This window comes from Mucilaginibacter sp. UYCu711, assembly GCF_050433825.1.
Taxonomy (GTDB): domain Bacteria; phylum Bacteroidota; class Bacteroidia; order Sphingobacteriales; family Sphingobacteriaceae; genus Mucilaginibacter.
The window spans coordinates 183,401-199,415 of sequence record NZ_JBNPWM010000010.1 but is presented as its reverse complement, the minus strand read 5'-3'; the positions used below and the strand labels follow the sequence as shown (position 1 = coordinate 199,415).

The window sequence follows — 16,015 nt, the reverse complement described above, 5'->3', positions numbered from 1 at the left end:
ATAATATCTACTTTAGTACTATGAAAAATGCTTTAATAACCGGCGCTACAAAAGGAATGGGACGTGCAATTGCTGCAGCTTTTGCCCATGAAGGTGTAAACCTTGCCATTAACTCGCGTAACGCCGCCGAACTTGCTTCTTTTAAAACAGAACTACTGCAAATTAATCCCACTATAAAAGTTTTTACAGCGGTGGCCGATGGCAGCAATAAAGAAGACCTGTTATTTTTTGCCGACAGCGCTGCCGACGAACTTGGCCCAATTAACATCGTAGTTAACAATTTAGGCATGTACCAATTTTCAAGAATAATGGATGACGAGAGTGATCTGTTCGAGAAAATGGTGAATACCAATTTGATGCCTGCTTATGAGTTGTACCGTTTCTTCGGTAAAAGTATGGTAGCCGCCGGCGAGGGACATTTTTTTAATATCTGCTCTGTAGCGTCGCTTAACCCTGTGGTTGATGCCGGCATGTACAGCGTAACAAAGGCTGCTTTGTTAAGTCTTAATAATGTAATGAGGTTAGAGATGCAGGACTACGGGGTTAAGGTAACTGCGGTTATTCCCGGCTCTACATTAACATCCTCATGGGATGGCCAAAAGGTGAATAAAGACACTATGGTTTTGCCCGAAGACATCGCATCGGCAATTATAAACATTTATAAAATGAGTAAAGGCGCCAACGTCGACCAGATAATTATTAAACCGGCAGGCGGCCAATTGTAAACCAACTAAAAACTAAAACAATGGAAAAGAAATTACAGCGCGACGAACATAATAAAATGATAGCAGGCGTATGCGCAGGCCTTGCAGAGTATTTAAGTATTGACATTACCCTTATTAGGGTGGCCTTTTTATTGGCACTTATATTTCATGGCGGTGGCTTCCTGGCGTATATCATATTCTGGATAGCGATGCCAAAAAAAGTATACGGTTTTAATAACCGTGGCTTTAATAATGCCGGTCCCGGCCCTGTTGTAGATTACACTGTGCCGCCACAAAGTGGTGCACCGGTAGATTACAGCGTACCAAACCCTTACGGAAGCTTTACGCCGCCGCAACAAGGCGCGCCATTTGTAATGCCCCCTAAAAAGAAATCAAACGCCAGTATTATTGTAGGTGTGGCTTTGGTAGCATTTGGATCGTTCTTTTTATTAGATAACTTCGATATATTGCCCGACTGGGATTTTGACCGCCTGTGGCCGTTAATATTTGTTGCCGCTGGTGGTATATTGGTTTTCTCTAAAAGGAAAGTAGAACCATGGGAAAAAGACGACTGGCACGTAACTGAACCGGCAGCAGAGACTGAAACAAAAGTTGAAGATAAAACAGAGGATACACCTCCGGCAGTTTAATATTAACAAATCATGAAGCGTTGCTTCATCAACATAAGAAAAATAAGATCATGAAAAACGATAAAATAATTCCGGGTGTAATACTAATATTAATTGGTGCAGCTATACTGTTGCATAATTACGGGTACTTACATTTTCACTGGCATAACCTGATATTTTTGTTCCCGTTAGTAATAGTACTGTGGGGCATCAACCTTATATTTTCAGACAGGAGGGCGCCGTGGGTAATTGGATTAAAACTTTTGATAGTAGCCCTTGGTTTCGGTTTAATGTTGTTTGGAAATGTTGGCGGCCATAATGGGCGCTGGGGAAGCGACTCTTTTTATTTTGACGGCGATGGCAATGATGACGACAGCGACAATAATAGCAAAATAACCAAAATTGAAGGCAACAGCGAATTTAACGCCCCATACACTGCCGCTACTAAGGTGGCTCGTTTGAATATAAGCGGCGGCGGTACAACCTACCGTTTAAGCGATACAACCAACCAGTTGTTTACTGCCAACACGCACGAGTATAAAGGCAGGTACGTTTTTAACCACAGCCAAAAAGACTCAGTATACGTGCTTAATTTTAACATGAAGGGCCATCACGGTATTAACCTGGATTTTGGCGACGATGATGATAAAAAAGATAGCAGCAAAACAAACTCAGCAGTGTTTAAACTAAACACCGCTCCTGAATGGGAAATTGATGTAAAAACAGGTGCTACTAAATTGGATTTCGATCTGAGCAAATTTAAAGTGCGGTCACTTAAATTGAGCGGCGGCGCTGCAGCGTTTGATGTAAAACTGGGCCAGCCGTTGGCAACAACCAATGTTAATGTTTCAACCGGTATGTCGGCAGTAGTAATAAGCATCCCTGCAAACGCGGCTTGCCATATTGTAAGCAGCACCGGCTTGTCATCAACCAACTTTGAAGGTTTTAACAAGCAGGGCGACGGAAATTACGAAACCCCCGGCTTTGCTAACGCTACAAACAAGTTTTACATAAAAATGAGCGGCGGTATGGCCGACTTTAAAGTAGAGAAATATTAATTAGGGTTGGTGCTTACAACGTAAGTTTTAGCCAAACTATCATACCATGCCTGGCGGTGTTCGCTAAAAAACACGCTTAAAAAAGGCACCCATATGGTAAGAGATAATATCACCCCCAGGTTGCGCAAAAACGCCCTGGGGAGTGATAGTTTTTGACCATTGACATCAACCACTATCAATTTAAATATTTTTTTGCCTAAGCTGCCTTTTAGCCCGCTTACTTCGCAAATGGTTTTGTATACCAAAAAGGTTGCAAACATACAGGCCGAAAGAATGGCCATGCCGGTTGGTACCGGGTCACCAAAGCGGTAGCTTGCCGGTAATACAACCACGCCGGTGCGCGTAACCACATTTGAAACAATGATATAGATCCCGAAATAGTCAATCAAAAAAGCGCTAAGCCTTTTGCCATGTGTAGCCAGGTTATCCAGCGTAGGGAAATAGATGCCCTGGCCCTCAAAGTAACTATCAAACTCGGGCAGCTCTGATGCATATTGCGGCTTATCGCTTTGCGGGGTAATGATCTCGGTATGGATGTTTAGCTCCATATTTATAAGCTCGTTAAAAGTATATGGGCCTGTTTTCTCTCCGCCTTGTACCAGGTAATATTCGTCGTTCATAGTGGATGTAAAGTTACGCGGAAAGGTAAATAATTGACGGAAATTATTTAAAGTATCTTTTGGTGTGTAAAACCCGGAAAATAACTATTTAATTATTGTTTTCTTTGTAATGAATGCCGTAAGGGAAACGGTACAATGGAGCAATTCTGATTTTTCTATACCTCACCTGAAATAGTTTGGGTTCATCTTCAATAAACTGAACTGTATCAAAGAACTCCACAAAAAAGCGTTTAGCTAAAGCTGGAGATATTTTATTGTAATAAGATTCAATATCTTCTAAATCATTTTCGGCTTTATTCCTATAAGTTAATTGATAATTCATTTATTCATGAACCGATTTTTAATACTTTCAGCAGAAATATATAAAGCTTCACCGTTAGCTTCTTCTTCAAGCATTTTATCTATCATCAATTTATATTCGTCTGATACTTCCAAATTTATATGATGCTGGTGCAGCAGGTTCTCGTACTCATTGATAGGCACAATTGCAGCAGTTTTTTCACCTTTATCGTTTACTATAAATTGCGTTGTCATATCTCAAATTTAATAATTTAATGTTATTTAACAATATAACGGTTAGACGCAATAACATATTTCGTAAATTTGTTGCATAAAAATATTTTCACACCCGCATGGATGCCCCCACTATATTACTTCCCGGCCGTTATTGTAATTCGTTAACCCAGTATTCGCGTTTTATTACGCGCGAGGTTAATATTGGCGATGTACCTATGGGGGGTAATAACCCTATCCGCATACAAAGCATGACCACTACCGATACCATGGATACCCTTGGTACGGTAGAGCAGTCTATCCGGATGATTGAAGCGGGTTGCGAATATGTGCGCATCACTGCACCAAGCATTAAGGAAGCACAAAATCTTGCCGAAATAAAAAAACAACTACGCCAGCGGGGTTATAACACACCGCTTGTTGCCGATATACATTTTACCCCAAACGCTGCCGAGGTGGCTGCGCGCATAGTTGAAAAAGTACGGGTAAACCCGGGTAACTATGCCGATAAAAAGAAATTCGACCAGATAGATTATACCGATTTACAATATCGGGCCGAACTGGAACGCATCTATCAGAAGTTTAAACCACTGGTAAATATTTGCAAGGAATATGGCACCGCCATGCGGATAGGGACCAATCATGGGTCGTTAAGCGACAGGATAATGAGCCGTTATGGCGATACACCGCAGGGCATGGTAGAGTCGGCAATGGAGTTTATAAGGATGTGCGAAGACCTGAATTATTATAATCTGGTGGTTTCCATGAAATCAAGCAATCCACAGGTAATGGTGCAAGCCTACCGCCTGTTGGTTGAAACTATGGTTGCCGAAGGCATGAACTATCCGCTTCACTTAGGTGTAACCGAAGCCGGCGACGGCGAAGACGGCCGTATCAAATCTGCCGTAGGTATTGGTACATTACTGGAAGACGGCCTGGGCGATACCGTCCGCGTATCCCTAACCGAAGAACCAGAGGCAGAAGCGCCCGTGGCCATTGCTTTGGTTGAGCGTTATGTGAAGAGGGGGCAAACGTTAAGAGTTAAGAACCAAAATGAAACTCACAACTCACAACTCACAACTCATAACTTTCCCCATAATCCTTACGAATACAAAAAACGCCATACTTACGAAGCTAACACTTTTATAGGCGGGCATATGGTGCCGAGGGTAGTGGTAGATCTATCCAAAGAAAATTTAAAGGATGCCGGGGTATTAAATCCCGCGGGTTACATCTATTCGCCATTGCTGGATAAATACAATATGGCCGAACAATCGGTTGACTTTGTGTTTTTTGGCGATGAGCTGCCGTCGTTTAATTTGCCATCAAACTTGAAGCAGTTATATAACTACCAAACCTGGCAAAAACTGGCCAACAAAACACTTTGTCACCCGGTATTTACACTAAAGGAGTTTACAGGCGATGTTAACCGTTCATCGGCTTTAAACCTGGTGAGAATAAAACCCGCTGATATTGACACGGACGAATTTGGTTTGTTGCCGATGGATAGCTCGTTAATATTTATTTTAGAAACCGATGCCCTGCATGGCATGGCCGATCAGCGTGCGTTCTTCTTCCAAATGGAAGAACTGGGGCTAGAAGTACCGGTGATCATTAAACGGTCCTACACTTTCGATAATCAAGACGCAGATCTTAATACCCAAAACTTACAGCTACAGGCAGCAACCGACTTAGGCGCATTATTAATTGATGGTTTCGGTGATGGTATCTGGATTGATGCACCGCAGGTTGATACGCAAACTATAACTTCAACAGCCTTTGGTATTTTGCAGGCAACGCGCTCGCGCATCTCAAAAACAGAGTATATCTCCTGCCCAAGCTGTGGCCGTACTTTGTTTGACCTGATGGTTACCACGCAAATGATCCGCAGTCGTACCAGTCATTTAAAAGGATTAAAAATTGGTATTATGGGCTGTATCGTAAACGGGCCGGGCGAAATGGCCGATGCCGATTATGGCTACGTAGGCTCGGGTACTGATAAGATCACGCTGTATCGCGGTAAGGAAGCGGTTAAAAAAAATATTAATGCCGCAAACGCGCTTGATGAGTTGATAGGCATTATCCGCGAGGATGGTAACTGGATAGAACCTGCAGAAAGTTAAGTCGAAACTAATTATCCTATAAATACATGCCTAACATCGTTTATATAGCAACCAGCCTTGATGGCTACATTGCCAAGGTTGATGGCGGGATTGATTGGTTGATGGAAATACCTAACCCTGAGCAAAGCGATTATGGGTTTGCCGATTTTTTGAGCAGGATTGATGGTGTATTAATGGGCCGGAAAACCTACCAGATAGTACAGGATTTTGACCAGTGGATCTACACCAAACCTGTATTTGTATTAACGCAAACTTTGGATGTATTACCCGGTAAATGGGCACCTAAAGCGGAAATTGTAAAAGGCGAACCAACCGAAGTAATAGCGGCGCTTAATAACCGCGGCATAAATAATATTTACGTTGATGGCGGTAAAACCATACAAAGCCTTTTATCGCTTGATCTGATAGATGAAATGATCATCACCAAAATCCCTATCCTTTTGGGCGACGGCATACCGTTATTTGGTACCGGTAATTCAGAACTTAAGTTTGAACACACCGAAACCGATGTTTACTACGGAGGGCTTGTTAAAAGCCGTTACCTAAGGAAGCGATAGCTGCCTAATTTACCGGAGTAAAATGGGCAAATAAGCTACCGGCTTCGGGTAAACGGTTTAAAGGGGTGTAGGTAGATACTGCGGCATATTCGCGCCACATTTGCTGCACTTTTGGGTTAGTGTGCGCGGTTTTCATAGCCTGTGCCGATTTCCATTCAAACACTTCTACTATTGTACCGTCTGTAGTTTCTAAAATAAATTTGTCTTTGGCCGTCACAAGTCCCTCTTGTTTTAAAACCGGCCCGTGCTTTTTAATTAGTGCTCTTAAAGCCTCCTCCTTGCCGGGGTTGGGCTTATAAGCAACTATTGCTACTCTTTCCATATGTCTCTATTTGTTGCTTTGTTGCAAATTTACGAATAATAATGCTAAGCAGTTGTTAAATTTATAATAAGTTTGATATTTTATTGCAAATATTGCTTTGGTATGTTCATGATAATAATAATAAGTCCTAACAGGCCAATTAGTATAATACATATTATAATATTCGCCCGGTTACAAATTTTAAAACTCTCTAACAATTCGTTGGTTAGTCTTTTAAACAGGTAATATTATGGCAAAAAGTGTGGCAGATCAACTGGTAGAAATGCTGGTTAACGCGGGTATTAAAAGAATATATGCCGTAACCGGCGATAGCTTAAACGAAGTAAACGACGCTGTAAGGCGCGAAGGCACCATACAATGGATCCATGTACGGCATGAAGAAGCCGGCGCGTTTGCCGCCAGCGCCGAAGCTCAACTGAATGGTTTTGCCTGTTGTGCCGGCAGCAGCGGCCCGGGGCACGTCCATTTAATTAACGGACTATATGATGCCCATAAAGCCGGGGCGCCGGTTATCGTCATAGCGTCAACCATAATGAGTACCGAGTTTGGTACAGATTCTTTCCAGGAAACCAACACTATTAAACTTTTTGCCGATTGCAGCCACTACAATCAAATAGCCAATACACCGGCGCAGTTTACCAAAATGCTGCAGGCGGGTATCCAGCATGCTTTGCATAAAAAGGGTGTCGCGGTAATTGGCTTACCCGGCGACCTGACAAAAATGGATGCTGAAGAAGGGCTAACCTCCGCGCAAAATTATAACCCGGTTCCGGTAGTCAGGCCGGCTGATGAGGACCTGAAACAATTGGCCAACCTTATTGCCGGACATCAAAAAATTACCATCTTTTGCGGTATAGGCTCGGCTGACGCACATGATGAGGTGGTGGCGCTGGCTGATAAACTGAAAGCCCCGGTTGGCTATTCGTTTAAAGGCAAAATGAGTATCCAGCATCATAATCCTAACGAGGTTGGTATGACAGGCTTACTGGGTTTGCCTTCCGCTTTTCATAGTATGCATGAAAGCGATCTGCTGATATTGCTGGGTACTGATTTTCCATATCCGCAATTTATCCCTACCGATTGCAAAATTATACAGATAGATATTAAGCCCGAACGATTGGGCAGGAGGGCCAAAGTAGCCATGGGCTTAGCAGGATCAGTAAAGGATACATTAACAGCATTGCTTCCGATGCTTAAACAGCAACAGGATGATAGCTTCCTGAAAGCACAATTAGCGCTATATGCCGAGGTTAAAAAGCAACTGAAAAGCTATGTGGATGACGGCGGCGAAACCGATAAGATCCACCCCGAAATGGTAGCCGCCGTGTTGGACGAACTGGCGGCCGATGATGCGATATTTACGGTTGACACAGGAATGTGTTGCGTTTGGGGAGCGCGCTACATTAACGCTACGGGCAAGCGCGATATGCTGGGATCATTCAACCATGGCTCAATGGCTAATGCTATGCCAATGGCCCTGGGTGCTGCCCTGGCTTGCCCTAACCGGCAGGTTATAGCCATGTGCGGCGATGGCGGTTTATCGATGCTATTAGGCGATTTAATGACCATCGCTCAATATAAATTGCCGGTTAAGATCATTGTGTTTAATAACCGGTCGTTAGGTATGGTAAAGCTGGAGATGGAAGTTGCCGGCCTGCCCGATTGGCAAACCGATATGGTTAACCCTGACTTTGCTTTAGTTGCACAAGCTATGGGCATAAAAGGACTAACAGTTACCGAACCCGGCAACGTTAAAAAATCTTTACAGGAAGCGCTTGAATTTAACGGCCCTGTTTTGGTGAATATAATGACCGACCCCAACGCCCTGGCTATGCCGCCTAAAATTGAATTTGAACAGGTAAAAGGCATGGCATTATCCATGACCAAACTGGTATTAAACGGCAGGATGGAAGAGGTGCTGGAAACCGTTAAATCAAACTATAAACATTTGAAGGAAGTACTGTAGACGTTTTGAGTGATGAGTTATGAGTGCTGAGTTTTACTCAAACACAAACTCACCACTCAAAACTCATTAATTTGAAGGAAGTATTGTAGACGTTTTGAGTGATGAGTTATGAGTGCTGAGTTTTACTCTAACACAAACTCACCACTCAAAACTCATTACTCACCACTCATATACTGTTTCCACCAGCCCGAATTATATGCCCCGTCAACCTCGGTAGGTTTACCGGGCTCCGGTGCAAATAGTTCTATTTTTTTATCGATGGCGTATTTTTCTAAACGTTCAATAGGCTCATACCAATCATGCAGGGCAAGGTTAAACGTTCCCCAATGTATGGGCATCATTAATGCACTGTTTAAATCCAAATGCGCGTTTGATGCTTTGTCAGGCCCCATGTGTATATCCGGCCAGTATTCGCCATAGGCACCTATTTCCAGTATAGAAAGATCAAACGGACCAAAGGCCTGGCCTATATCTTTAAACCCTGGGAAGTACCCGGAATCGGCACCGAAAAATATATTATGTTTGCTCCCCTTTATTACAAAAGACGACCATAAAGTTGTATTACGCCCAAGGATCCCGCGTCCCGAAAAATGCCTGGCAGGTGTCGCGGTTATCACACAATCATGGTCCAGCATGGCGCTGTCCCCCCAATCTAACGATGTAATGTAATCTTTTTCAATTCCCCAGCTGTGTAATTGCCTTTTAACCCCTAATGAACAATAGAACGGAACAGTTGAGCCGGCGAAAAACTTAATAGTGGCTTTATCCAAATGGTCATAATGATCGTGCGATATAATAATTGCATCCAGCGGTGGTAGCTCGCTCAACTTTAAAGGCGGGTTAAAAAAACGTTTAGGCCCCATAAATTGTGTAAACGATACCCGCTGGCTCCAAACGGGGTCGGTTAATATGGTTTTGCCGTCTATCTCTATCAATAAGCTGGAGTGCCCCACCCAGGTTATACGTAAGCCGCTTTTGGGTGGCGTTTGGTAAATGGAAATATCAGTTTTAAAAGGCCCAAGTTGTTTTTTGGGTATAACTTCGGTTTTATTTGTAGCATACGCCTTTAGTAAGGGTATCATCTTATCAAAGCCAACCTCGTTGGTTGGTATGGGATTTAAAAAATTGCCGCGTTTTTTTCGTGATGGAGAGATGCTCATTATTTATTATAGGTTTCTGCAAGTATGATAACTATTATACGCAACAATCTAATTAAAGGTCGTTGTTCATTTTAATCATTTATTAAAAAAGGCGATGGCCGCGTCGCAAAACTCCTGCAAGTGAGCCGGTAATGTACTTTTAGCGTAGGGGTGTGTAGCATTAAAAGTATGATCGCTATTTTTTATTATTAAAAACCCGGCATGGGGTTGTGCCGCTTTTAATTGTTTGGCATGGCTAAGGGGTACGGTTTTATCTTCGTCGCCATGTATTATTAACCAGGGTTGTGTTATGGCAGCCGCTTTGGCTAAAATATCCAGGCGGGTAGGGTATTTATCCAGGTCGTCTAACAGGGTAGCTTTTAACGGCATTTGCTGATTGGTGCGGCTGTTAAGCATATACAAAATGCCCTGTAACCGCCATTGCTCTTCGGCTTTTTTGGGCCAGAGATTATGAAAGCTTGATATCGATGCCATACTTACCAGCTTTTTGATCCGCCTATCTTCGGCAGTTTTAACAATGCTGATGCCGCCACCCATGCTATGGCCAATTAAATAAACACCATTGGCACGCGGTATGGCCGAGCCGCCACAGGCAAAATCAATCACCGTGTTTAAATCTTCAAGCTCAATCGAGAAGGTGTTATCACTAAAAGCTATCAGGTCGGTAAAATCAACCGGATTATCAGTAGTGGTGCCGTTATGGCTAAAGTTAAATTTTAAAAAGCGATATCCGTTTTGGGCAAAATAGCTGGCCACCAGGTTATGGGTGCCCCAATCTTTAAACCCTTTAAAACCATGAGCAAAGATCACCAGGGGCGCGTCGCGAAAAGTATCATCGTAGGTTAGGTCCATTAACATGCCCCGGCCTTTAGCGCCCGATAATGTAAAAAAGTCTTTTTTGATCATAGCAGATAACCAATATTACAACAATACGCCGTATGGTTCAAATTATAGACGATATTTATATAGGGTTGTTACAATTTATCGGCCTTAACATGCCACCACGCCCATAGTATCAGCACCGGTTGCAGGGCCAGCCTTAGCCAGGCAACCAAAGGGGTAACCCTAAACGTACCTAATGTAAAAGGAGCATCAATTATCATTTGGATATGTACCGGTAAAAAAGCCAGCAGCAGTAAGCAAATGCCAAGCGCAGCGGGCCGGCGGGTTAATTTAAATATCAGCATAACCCCAAACAATATTTCAAGTGTCCCCGCCAGGGCGTTTAAAAATACGGGGAACGGAATATAATGCGGAATGATACGGATGTAGCCGTTTGGAGCCCTGAAATGGTTAATACCGGCGCATGTATAGACAAATATGAGAATTGTAAGACTAATCTTTTTTAACATTTTCATAATTTTAGCTACGGTTTTAGCTGTAAAACAGATGTTTAAATAATTAACAACCGTTTATTTATAAACATTCTAAATGCAGCTGTATGACAAAGGTTTGACAGTGATTGTGTTTTGGTATGTTATTTTTGTCGGGTCAAATTTAATTTTGCTTTGAAGTATTTAAAAGTAATAGCTTTTACGCACAAACAGATAGAGCTGAAGGAACTTGGGAAGTTGGTGATCTGTGAGGAGAATCTAACGGACAAGCTCCAGCAGGTGAAAGCCGAATTTGGTATTACCGAACTTTTTTATTTAGCTACCTGTAACCGCGTTGAGTTTGTAATGCTAACCCCGCAGGTTGTTGACAAAGAATTTGCTGCAAAATTTATCAAGGCATTAAACATCGGCCTTTGCTCGCACTATATGGGCACCTTTGTTGATGCTGCTTCGATATACGAAGACCGTGACGCGCTGAACCATTTGTTACGAATGTCGTGCTCGCTGGAAAGCCTGATAGTTGGCGAAAAGGAGATCCTTGCCCAGCTGCGAAAGGCATATGAAAATTGCCGCGAGGCTGGCCTAACCGGCGACGGACTGCGAATGTTTATGAACTGTGTGGTCAAGACCGCAAAAGAGGTTTACACACATACAAACATCTCCCGCAACCCAATCTCGGTAGTATCACTGGCCTACCGCAAGCTTAATGATCTTAAGCTATGTTCAAACGCCCGCATCCTCATCATCGGCGCCGGCGAAACCAACCAAAACATCTCCAAATATCTTCAAAAACATAAGTTCTCTAACTTCTCGGTATTTAACCGTACACTGTCTAAAGCTCAAAAACTGGCTACCGATTTGAATGGTGAAGCCTTTATATTAGATGCTTTAAAAGACTATAAAAGGGGTTTTGATGTTATCATCACCTGTACATCGGCAACCGAGCCTATAATTACCCCTGAGATCTACGCATCGCTTTTAAACGGCTGCACTGCCAAGAAAACCATTGTTGATCTGGCTATACCAAACGATACCGCTCCCGAGGTTTTAGAGCAGTTCCCGGTTAACTTTATCGAAGTATGCTCGTTAAACGAAGTTGCCAAACGCAACTTGCAGGAGCGCTACCTTGAGCTTACTCAAGCCGAAGAAATTATAGCACAAAACATAACCGAGTTTTGTATGATGCTTAAACAACGCAAAGTTGAGTTAGCTATGCGCCAGGTTCCCGAAAAGATCAAAGAGATCCGTAACACCGCCATCAACAGTGTATTTGCTGAAGAGCTATCAGGCATGGACGCACAATCGCGCGAGGTGTTGGATAAAGTGATCAACTACATGGAGAAAAAATACATTAGCGTACCTATGGTAATGGCTAAGGATATTTTGATCAACAATAATTAAGCACCCCCCTTCTCTTTCTACATTAATTAATTTCTCATTCCGAAGGGAAGAGAGGGCAGGTCCAGCGAAAGCGCAGACCGGGTGAGTCGACGGTGATAGGTAGGCGCTAACGCAGCCTGTTCGTTTGTTTTCAGCATCAAACAAAAAAAACAAAAAACACCTTAAAGAAATTAATCTTTAAAAGCAAAAAAGGCAAAACAGGATATTACGCCTGCCTTGCCTCTTTACTTATTGTAATTTATTGTTATTGTTTCTGGAACGAATAAACAATATAAGCCGTTTTACTGCCCACATCAATAGGCGATTTTAAGGTCATCGAGCTGCCGTCAACCTGCACAACATTTAGCAGGTAGCCTTCGGTTATGTTTTTAGCTTTATCGCCCTGATAGATCTTTTTAAACTGGAATATAGGGTTGCTCTTATCCTGATCATTGTAACTCCAGAAAATACTTTGCGACGTACCGTTTGCTAAAGTATACATACCGTCGCCGCTATTGGTTAGTTTCCAGGTGCTGTTTACAAAAGCTGAGGGTGGCGCCTGGTTAAAAACATCATGTACGGCGCCGGGCACAAGGCCATCATAACTAACATTGGTTAATGTCCAGGTACCATTAATATGGCCGTGCGATGCTCCCACTAAGCTTTTGGTGGTTGAGCAAGCCTGTAAAATAAAAGCAAAGGCTAAAACGGTAAACGTAAATTGTACTATCTTTTTCATGATCGTTGTGTATCTGTATTTAAACTACAAGTACATAAATCCTGCCAAGAATATATAGACTTACGAAGTTTCAAAAACTTCGTAAGTCTGACAGGCGTTATTCGCCTTTTAAACTCTTTACCGGGTTGGCTAAAGCTGCTTTTATAGATTGTATGCTTATGGTTGCCAGCGCCACTAAGGCAGCGGCACTTCCTGCTAACAAGAAAACCCACCAGCTAATGTCAATTTTATAAGCAAATCCCTGCAGCCACTTATCCATTGCAAGCCACGCTATAGGGCAGGCAATAAGCATGGCTATTATCACCAGGCGCATCAGGTCGGTTGATAGCAGTTGCACAATACTTGCCACACTTGCACCTAACGTTTTGCGGATGCCTATCTCCTTAACACGTTGTTCGGCGGTAAACGTTACCAGGCCAAATAAACCTAAACAGGCAATGCTGATGGCCAATATGGTAAACACCAGCAATATCGTACCCTGTTTTTGCTCGGTTTGGTACTGTGCGGCAAAGTTTTGATCAAGAAAATGAAACTCGGGTTTATTCTCGTTATCAAATTTGCCAAATACCTGTGTTATATAATTTAATGATGCCTGCATATTACCGCGGCTTACGCGGATGTACAGGTTATCCTTATCGCCGGCTGTGGCAGGCATATTCAATACCATTGGCGATATTTTATGCTGAAGCGAATAGGTGTTAAAATCTTTTACCACGCCAACAATGGTTTGCGTTATAATATTCCCCTTTTCATCAACCCCCGTGCGTACCCGCCTGCCTACGGCGTTGGTCCAGCCCAGTTCTTTAACCAGAGTTTCATTTACAATAATTGCGTCTTTTACATCTGTTAAATTGCCTGCCGAAAAGTTGCGGCCAGCCGCCATTTTTATCTGTAGCGTGGGGATAAAATCAGCATCTATGGTTAGGTTCTCTACTATTTTTGATCCGGCAGTTGCCTTGCCGTCAGGCCCAAGGTTAAAATCGCCGCCGCCAATGTTGTTATTGCCAATGGGGTTCCCGGCTATGCCGGCACTTTCAATATTGGGGTTTTGCAGCAGCAGTTGTTTAAGCGCATCTGTCCGCCCGCGCACGCCGCGGTTATTAATATGGAAGGTTAAGGTTTGCGCTTTATTAAAGCCCAGGTCCTTATTTAAAAAGTAATTGAGCTGTTTGTAGATGATGAACGATCCCGATATCAGCACAATAGTGATAACAAACTGAAACGTAACCAATGATTTCCTGAAGATAATGGTAGAGAGTTGGTTGCCCAGCTGACCCTTCATGGCTGGTATGGTTTTAAATCCCGATAGGAACAAAGCCGGATAAATGCCGCTTAAAACACCTGTTAGCAACGCGAACGCGGCAAATATGATGATGGTTTTTATAGTTCCAAACTGCAGCAATATTAACGTTTTGCCCGATAGCTGGTTAAAATAAGGCAGCGCAGCTTGTATAATTACTATGGCTATGATGGTGGCAATAAAGGTTAACAGGATACACTCGGCAAAAAACAATACCATGAGCTGTTGCCTGTCCGACCCGATAACCTTGCGTACGCCAACCTCCTTAATGCGGACAGATGACCTGGCTGTAGTTAGGTTAACATAGTTTATAATAGCGATGATCAGTATCAGCAAAGCCGTTATACCAAACACATACACATAGGTAATATTACCGTTAGCACCAATCTCATAACTTAAATTCGACCGCAGGTGTATATCAGTAAGCGGCTGCAGTTGCAGGCTAAACTTCATGGGGCCCAGCTCGGCTTTCATATGGCGGTTGAAAAAGTCGCCGCCCATCGCTTCTATCCGTTTATTGTCGCCGGGGTTTTTTAAAAGCACATATGTATATAGGCTTGAGTTACCCCAGCTTCCACCATAACCCGTATCTGCAGGCGGCATACTGCGCAGGGCCTTAAACGAAAAATGCGAGTTCGCCGGCACATCGGCAATAATGCCGGTAACCATAGTAGCGGTGCCATCTACTTGTATCGTTTGGTTAAGCGCTTTGCCGGCATCGCCAAATATGTTTTGGGCAAGGGTTTTGGTTAACACAATGCTTTGTGGCTTTTGCAGGGCCGTATTAGCATCGCCTTGTAAAAACTGGTGGGTAAATATCTTAAAGAAACCGGCATCGGTAAACAACATAGCCCCCTCGCCAATTTTTTTATCATGGTATACAATGCTGCCGCCGCCTTCAGCATTAATGCGTACCGCCTCTTCCACCTGCGCAAAATCTGCTTTTAAAGTAGGGGCGTAGGGTGGCGAGGTAACCGCCAGGTCGAATTTACCGCCGTTCCACTGCCCGTGCTGCACCACGCGGAAGATGCGGTCGGCTTTGGTATTATAGCGGTCGTAGCTCCACTCGTCGGTAACGTAAAGGGTAATGAGCCAAAACGCGGCAATACCCACCGCCAGGCCAAATATGTTGATAAATGAAAAAGCCTTTTGCTTTTCTATGTTTCGCCAGGCTACTTTAAAATAGTTTTTCAGCATCGTTCACAATTTTACAGTTACTTAAGCCTAAAATACGTGCCAATAATGTAAATAATTAATTATCAGAATGTTAACCACAGAATAGTACCGTACGGTGTACGCAACCGAAACAGCCATAGTTTGGTTATGATACAATTAGTAAATATATTGATGTTAAATTAATTACCAACGGATAGGTGCAGTTTGATAGTGGCGTGTGGGCGTTGCCTGCGGCCCGCGCTATCCACTCATACTGCGCAAGGCCTTAGCCACGGCCTGCGTTAAGGCCCTCGAAGGGGCCGGTCCAAAGGACTCCTTTGGAGTATCCGTTTTTATCGCTAACGCAAGGCTTTCCGTCCGCTAAGTTGCCGACAGGTTAGGGACTGGCAGACAGGGGTGCAACATCACAATTCACTACTGCAACTCACCACCAT

General features: G+C 43.3%; 16 protein-coding genes. 7 read left to right on the top strand and 9 right to left on the bottom strand.

The features are described 5' to 3' along the window. The first annotated feature begins 20 nt into the window (after positions 1 to 20). Genes ABIB50_RS20800 through ABIB50_RS20790 form a run of 3 tightly spaced genes read left to right on the top strand, consistent with a single transcriptional unit; the run spans position 21 to position 2,391 of the window. Positions 21 to 725, top strand: coding sequence for an SDR family oxidoreductase (locus ABIB50_RS20800; protein ID WP_429382895.1), 705 nt, complete (start codon positions 21 to 23; stop codon positions 723 to 725). A 20-nt stretch (positions 726 to 745) separates the two neighbouring features. Beyond that, on the top strand, positions 746 to 1,354 hold the full coding sequence (locus tag ABIB50_RS20795; protein WP_429382893.1) for a PspC domain-containing protein: 609 nt from the start codon (positions 746 to 748) through the stop codon (positions 1,352 to 1,354). Between the two features lie 50 nt (positions 1,355 to 1,404). Further along, positions 1,405 to 2,391, top strand: coding sequence for a LiaI-LiaF-like domain-containing protein (locus ABIB50_RS20790; protein WP_429382891.1), 987 nt, complete (start codon positions 1,405 to 1,407; stop codon positions 2,389 to 2,391). Here the strand turns inward: ABIB50_RS20790 and ABIB50_RS20785 are convergent. The 3 genes from ABIB50_RS20785 to ABIB50_RS20775 form a co-directional block, all read right to left on the bottom strand. Continuing rightward, positions 2,388 to 3,011: an RDD family protein gene (locus ABIB50_RS20785; RefSeq protein WP_429382889.1), complete on the bottom strand. Its 624-nt coding sequence runs from the start codon at positions 3,009 to 3,011 to the stop codon at positions 2,388 to 2,390. The two genes, ABIB50_RS20790 and ABIB50_RS20785, sit on opposite strands and share 4 nt — an antisense overlap. A gap of 88 nt (positions 3,012 to 3,099) precedes the next feature. Beyond that, positions 3,100 to 3,333: a type II toxin-antitoxin system RelE/ParE family toxin gene (locus tag ABIB50_RS20780; RefSeq protein WP_429382887.1), complete on the bottom strand. Its 234-nt coding sequence runs from the start codon at positions 3,331 to 3,333 to the stop codon at positions 3,100 to 3,102. Next, positions 3,330 to 3,545 carry a hypothetical protein gene (locus tag ABIB50_RS20775; RefSeq protein WP_429382885.1) on the bottom strand — a complete coding sequence of 72 codons (216 nt, stop codon included), beginning with the start codon at positions 3,543 to 3,545 and terminating at the stop codon, positions 3,330 to 3,332. Before ABIB50_RS20775 ends, ABIB50_RS20780 begins: the two co-directional genes overlap by 4 nt. Positions 3,546 to 3,643: 98 nt before the next feature. Here ABIB50_RS20775 and ispG point away from each other — a divergent pair, with 98 nt between their 5' ends. Together ispG and ABIB50_RS20765 are read left to right on the top strand one after the other, a co-directional pair. Further along, positions 3,644 to 5,647 (top strand): (E)-4-hydroxy-3-methylbut-2-enyl-diphosphate synthase, encoded by a 2,004-nt coding sequence (gene ispG, locus ABIB50_RS20770; protein ID WP_429382884.1) that lies wholly within the window; start codon positions 3,644 to 3,646, stop codon positions 5,645 to 5,647. Positions 5,648 to 5,673: 26 nt separating this feature from the next. Beyond that, entirely contained in the window at positions 5,674 to 6,204 is a 531-nt protein-coding gene (locus ABIB50_RS20765; RefSeq protein ID WP_429382882.1) for a dihydrofolate reductase family protein, read from the top strand. A gap of 4 nt (positions 6,205 to 6,208) precedes the next feature. On the opposite strand, the gene ABIB50_RS20760 is transcribed toward ABIB50_RS20765, so the two are convergent. Beyond that, positions 6,209 to 6,526, bottom strand: coding sequence for a hypothetical protein (locus ABIB50_RS20760; protein ID WP_429382880.1), 318 nt, complete (start codon positions 6,524 to 6,526; stop codon positions 6,209 to 6,211). A 229-nt stretch (positions 6,527 to 6,755) separates the two neighbouring features. Here ABIB50_RS20760 and ABIB50_RS20755 point away from each other — a divergent pair, with 229 nt between their 5' ends. After that, positions 6,756 to 8,492, top strand: a complete 1,737-nt coding sequence (locus ABIB50_RS20755; protein ID WP_429382878.1) for a thiamine pyrophosphate-dependent enzyme — start codon at positions 6,756 to 6,758, stop codon at positions 8,490 to 8,492. A 155-nt stretch (positions 8,493 to 8,647) separates the two neighbouring features. Here ABIB50_RS20755 and ABIB50_RS20750 read toward each other — a convergent pair whose 3' ends face one another. From ABIB50_RS20750 to ABIB50_RS20740, 3 genes are all read right to left on the bottom strand, one after another. Continuing rightward, a complete protein-coding gene (locus tag ABIB50_RS20750) occupies positions 8,648 to 9,652 on the bottom strand; it encodes an MBL fold metallo-hydrolase (protein ID WP_429382876.1) in 1,005 nt (334 codons plus the stop codon). Positions 9,653 to 9,727: 75 nt separating this feature from the next. Continuing rightward, positions 9,728 to 10,558: an alpha/beta hydrolase family protein gene (locus ABIB50_RS20745; RefSeq protein WP_429382874.1), complete on the bottom strand. Its 831-nt coding sequence runs from the start codon at positions 10,556 to 10,558 to the stop codon at positions 9,728 to 9,730. A 68-nt stretch (positions 10,559 to 10,626) separates the two neighbouring features. Continuing rightward, on the bottom strand, positions 10,627 to 11,004 hold the full coding sequence (locus ABIB50_RS20740; RefSeq protein WP_429382872.1) for a DoxX family protein: 378 nt from the start codon (positions 11,002 to 11,004) through the stop codon (positions 10,627 to 10,629). A 156-nt stretch (positions 11,005 to 11,160) separates the two neighbouring features. Between ABIB50_RS20740 and hemA the strand changes: the two genes are divergently transcribed. Further along, on the top strand, positions 11,161 to 12,387 hold the full coding sequence (hemA, locus tag ABIB50_RS20735) for a glutamyl-tRNA reductase (RefSeq protein WP_429382871.1): 1,227 nt from the start codon (positions 11,161 to 11,163) through the stop codon (positions 12,385 to 12,387). Positions 12,388 to 12,631: 244 nt separating this feature from the next. Here the strand turns inward: hemA and ABIB50_RS20730 are convergent, their stop codons facing one another. Both ABIB50_RS20730 and ABIB50_RS20725 read right to left on the bottom strand, forming a co-directional pair. After that, entirely contained in the window at positions 12,632 to 13,105 is a 474-nt protein-coding gene (locus ABIB50_RS20730; protein WP_429382869.1) for a hypothetical protein, read from the bottom strand. A 97-nt stretch (positions 13,106 to 13,202) separates the two neighbouring features. After that, entirely contained in the window at positions 13,203 to 15,602 is a 2,400-nt protein-coding gene (locus ABIB50_RS20725; protein ID WP_429382867.1) for an ABC transporter permease, read from the bottom strand. Positions 15,603 to 16,015 lie beyond the last annotated feature (413 nt).

Excerpts from the sequence above, each read along its gene's own strand:
- ABIB50_RS20800 (WP_429382895.1), top strand. The coding sequence starts at position 21 with ATGAAAAATGCTTTAATAACCGGCGCTACAAAAGGAATGGGACGTGCA.
- ABIB50_RS20795 (WP_429382893.1), top strand. The coding sequence starts at position 746 with ATGGAAAAGAAATTACAGCGCGACGAACATAATAAAATGATAGCAGGC.
- ABIB50_RS20790 (WP_429382891.1), top strand. The coding sequence starts at position 1,405 with ATGAAAAACGATAAAATAATTCCGGGTGTAATACTAATATTAATTGGT.
- ABIB50_RS20785 (WP_429382889.1), bottom strand. The coding sequence starts at position 3,011 with ATGAACGACGAATATTACCTGGTACAAGGCGGAGAGAAAACAGGCCCA.
- ABIB50_RS20780 (WP_429382887.1), bottom strand. The coding sequence starts at position 3,333 with ATGAATTATCAATTAACTTATAGGAATAAAGCCGAAAATGATTTAGAA.
- ABIB50_RS20775 (WP_429382885.1), bottom strand. The coding sequence starts at position 3,545 with ATGACAACGCAATTTATAGTAAACGATAAAGGTGAAAAAACTGCTGCA.
- ispG (WP_429382884.1), top strand. The coding sequence starts at position 3,644 with ATGGATGCCCCCACTATATTACTTCCCGGCCGTTATTGTAATTCGTTA.
- ABIB50_RS20765 (WP_429382882.1), top strand. The coding sequence starts at position 5,674 with ATGCCTAACATCGTTTATATAGCAACCAGCCTTGATGGCTACATTGCC.
- ABIB50_RS20760 (WP_429382880.1), bottom strand. The coding sequence starts at position 6,526 with ATGGAAAGAGTAGCAATAGTTGCTTATAAGCCCAACCCCGGCAAGGAG.
- ABIB50_RS20755 (WP_429382878.1), top strand. The coding sequence starts at position 6,756 with ATGGCAAAAAGTGTGGCAGATCAACTGGTAGAAATGCTGGTTAACGCG.
- ABIB50_RS20750 (WP_429382876.1), bottom strand. The coding sequence starts at position 9,652 with ATGAGCATCTCTCCATCACGAAAAAAACGCGGCAATTTTTTAAATCCC.
- ABIB50_RS20745 (WP_429382874.1), bottom strand. The coding sequence starts at position 10,558 with ATGATCAAAAAAGACTTTTTTACATTATCGGGCGCTAAAGGCCGGGGC.
- ABIB50_RS20740 (WP_429382872.1), bottom strand. The coding sequence starts at position 11,004 with ATGTTAAAAAAGATTAGTCTTACAATTCTCATATTTGTCTATACATGC.
- ABIB50_RS20730 (WP_429382869.1), bottom strand. The coding sequence starts at position 13,105 with ATGAAAAAGATAGTACAATTTACGTTTACCGTTTTAGCCTTTGCTTTT.
- ABIB50_RS20725 (WP_429382867.1), bottom strand. The coding sequence starts at position 15,602 with ATGCTGAAAAACTATTTTAAAGTAGCCTGGCGAAACATAGAAAAGCAA.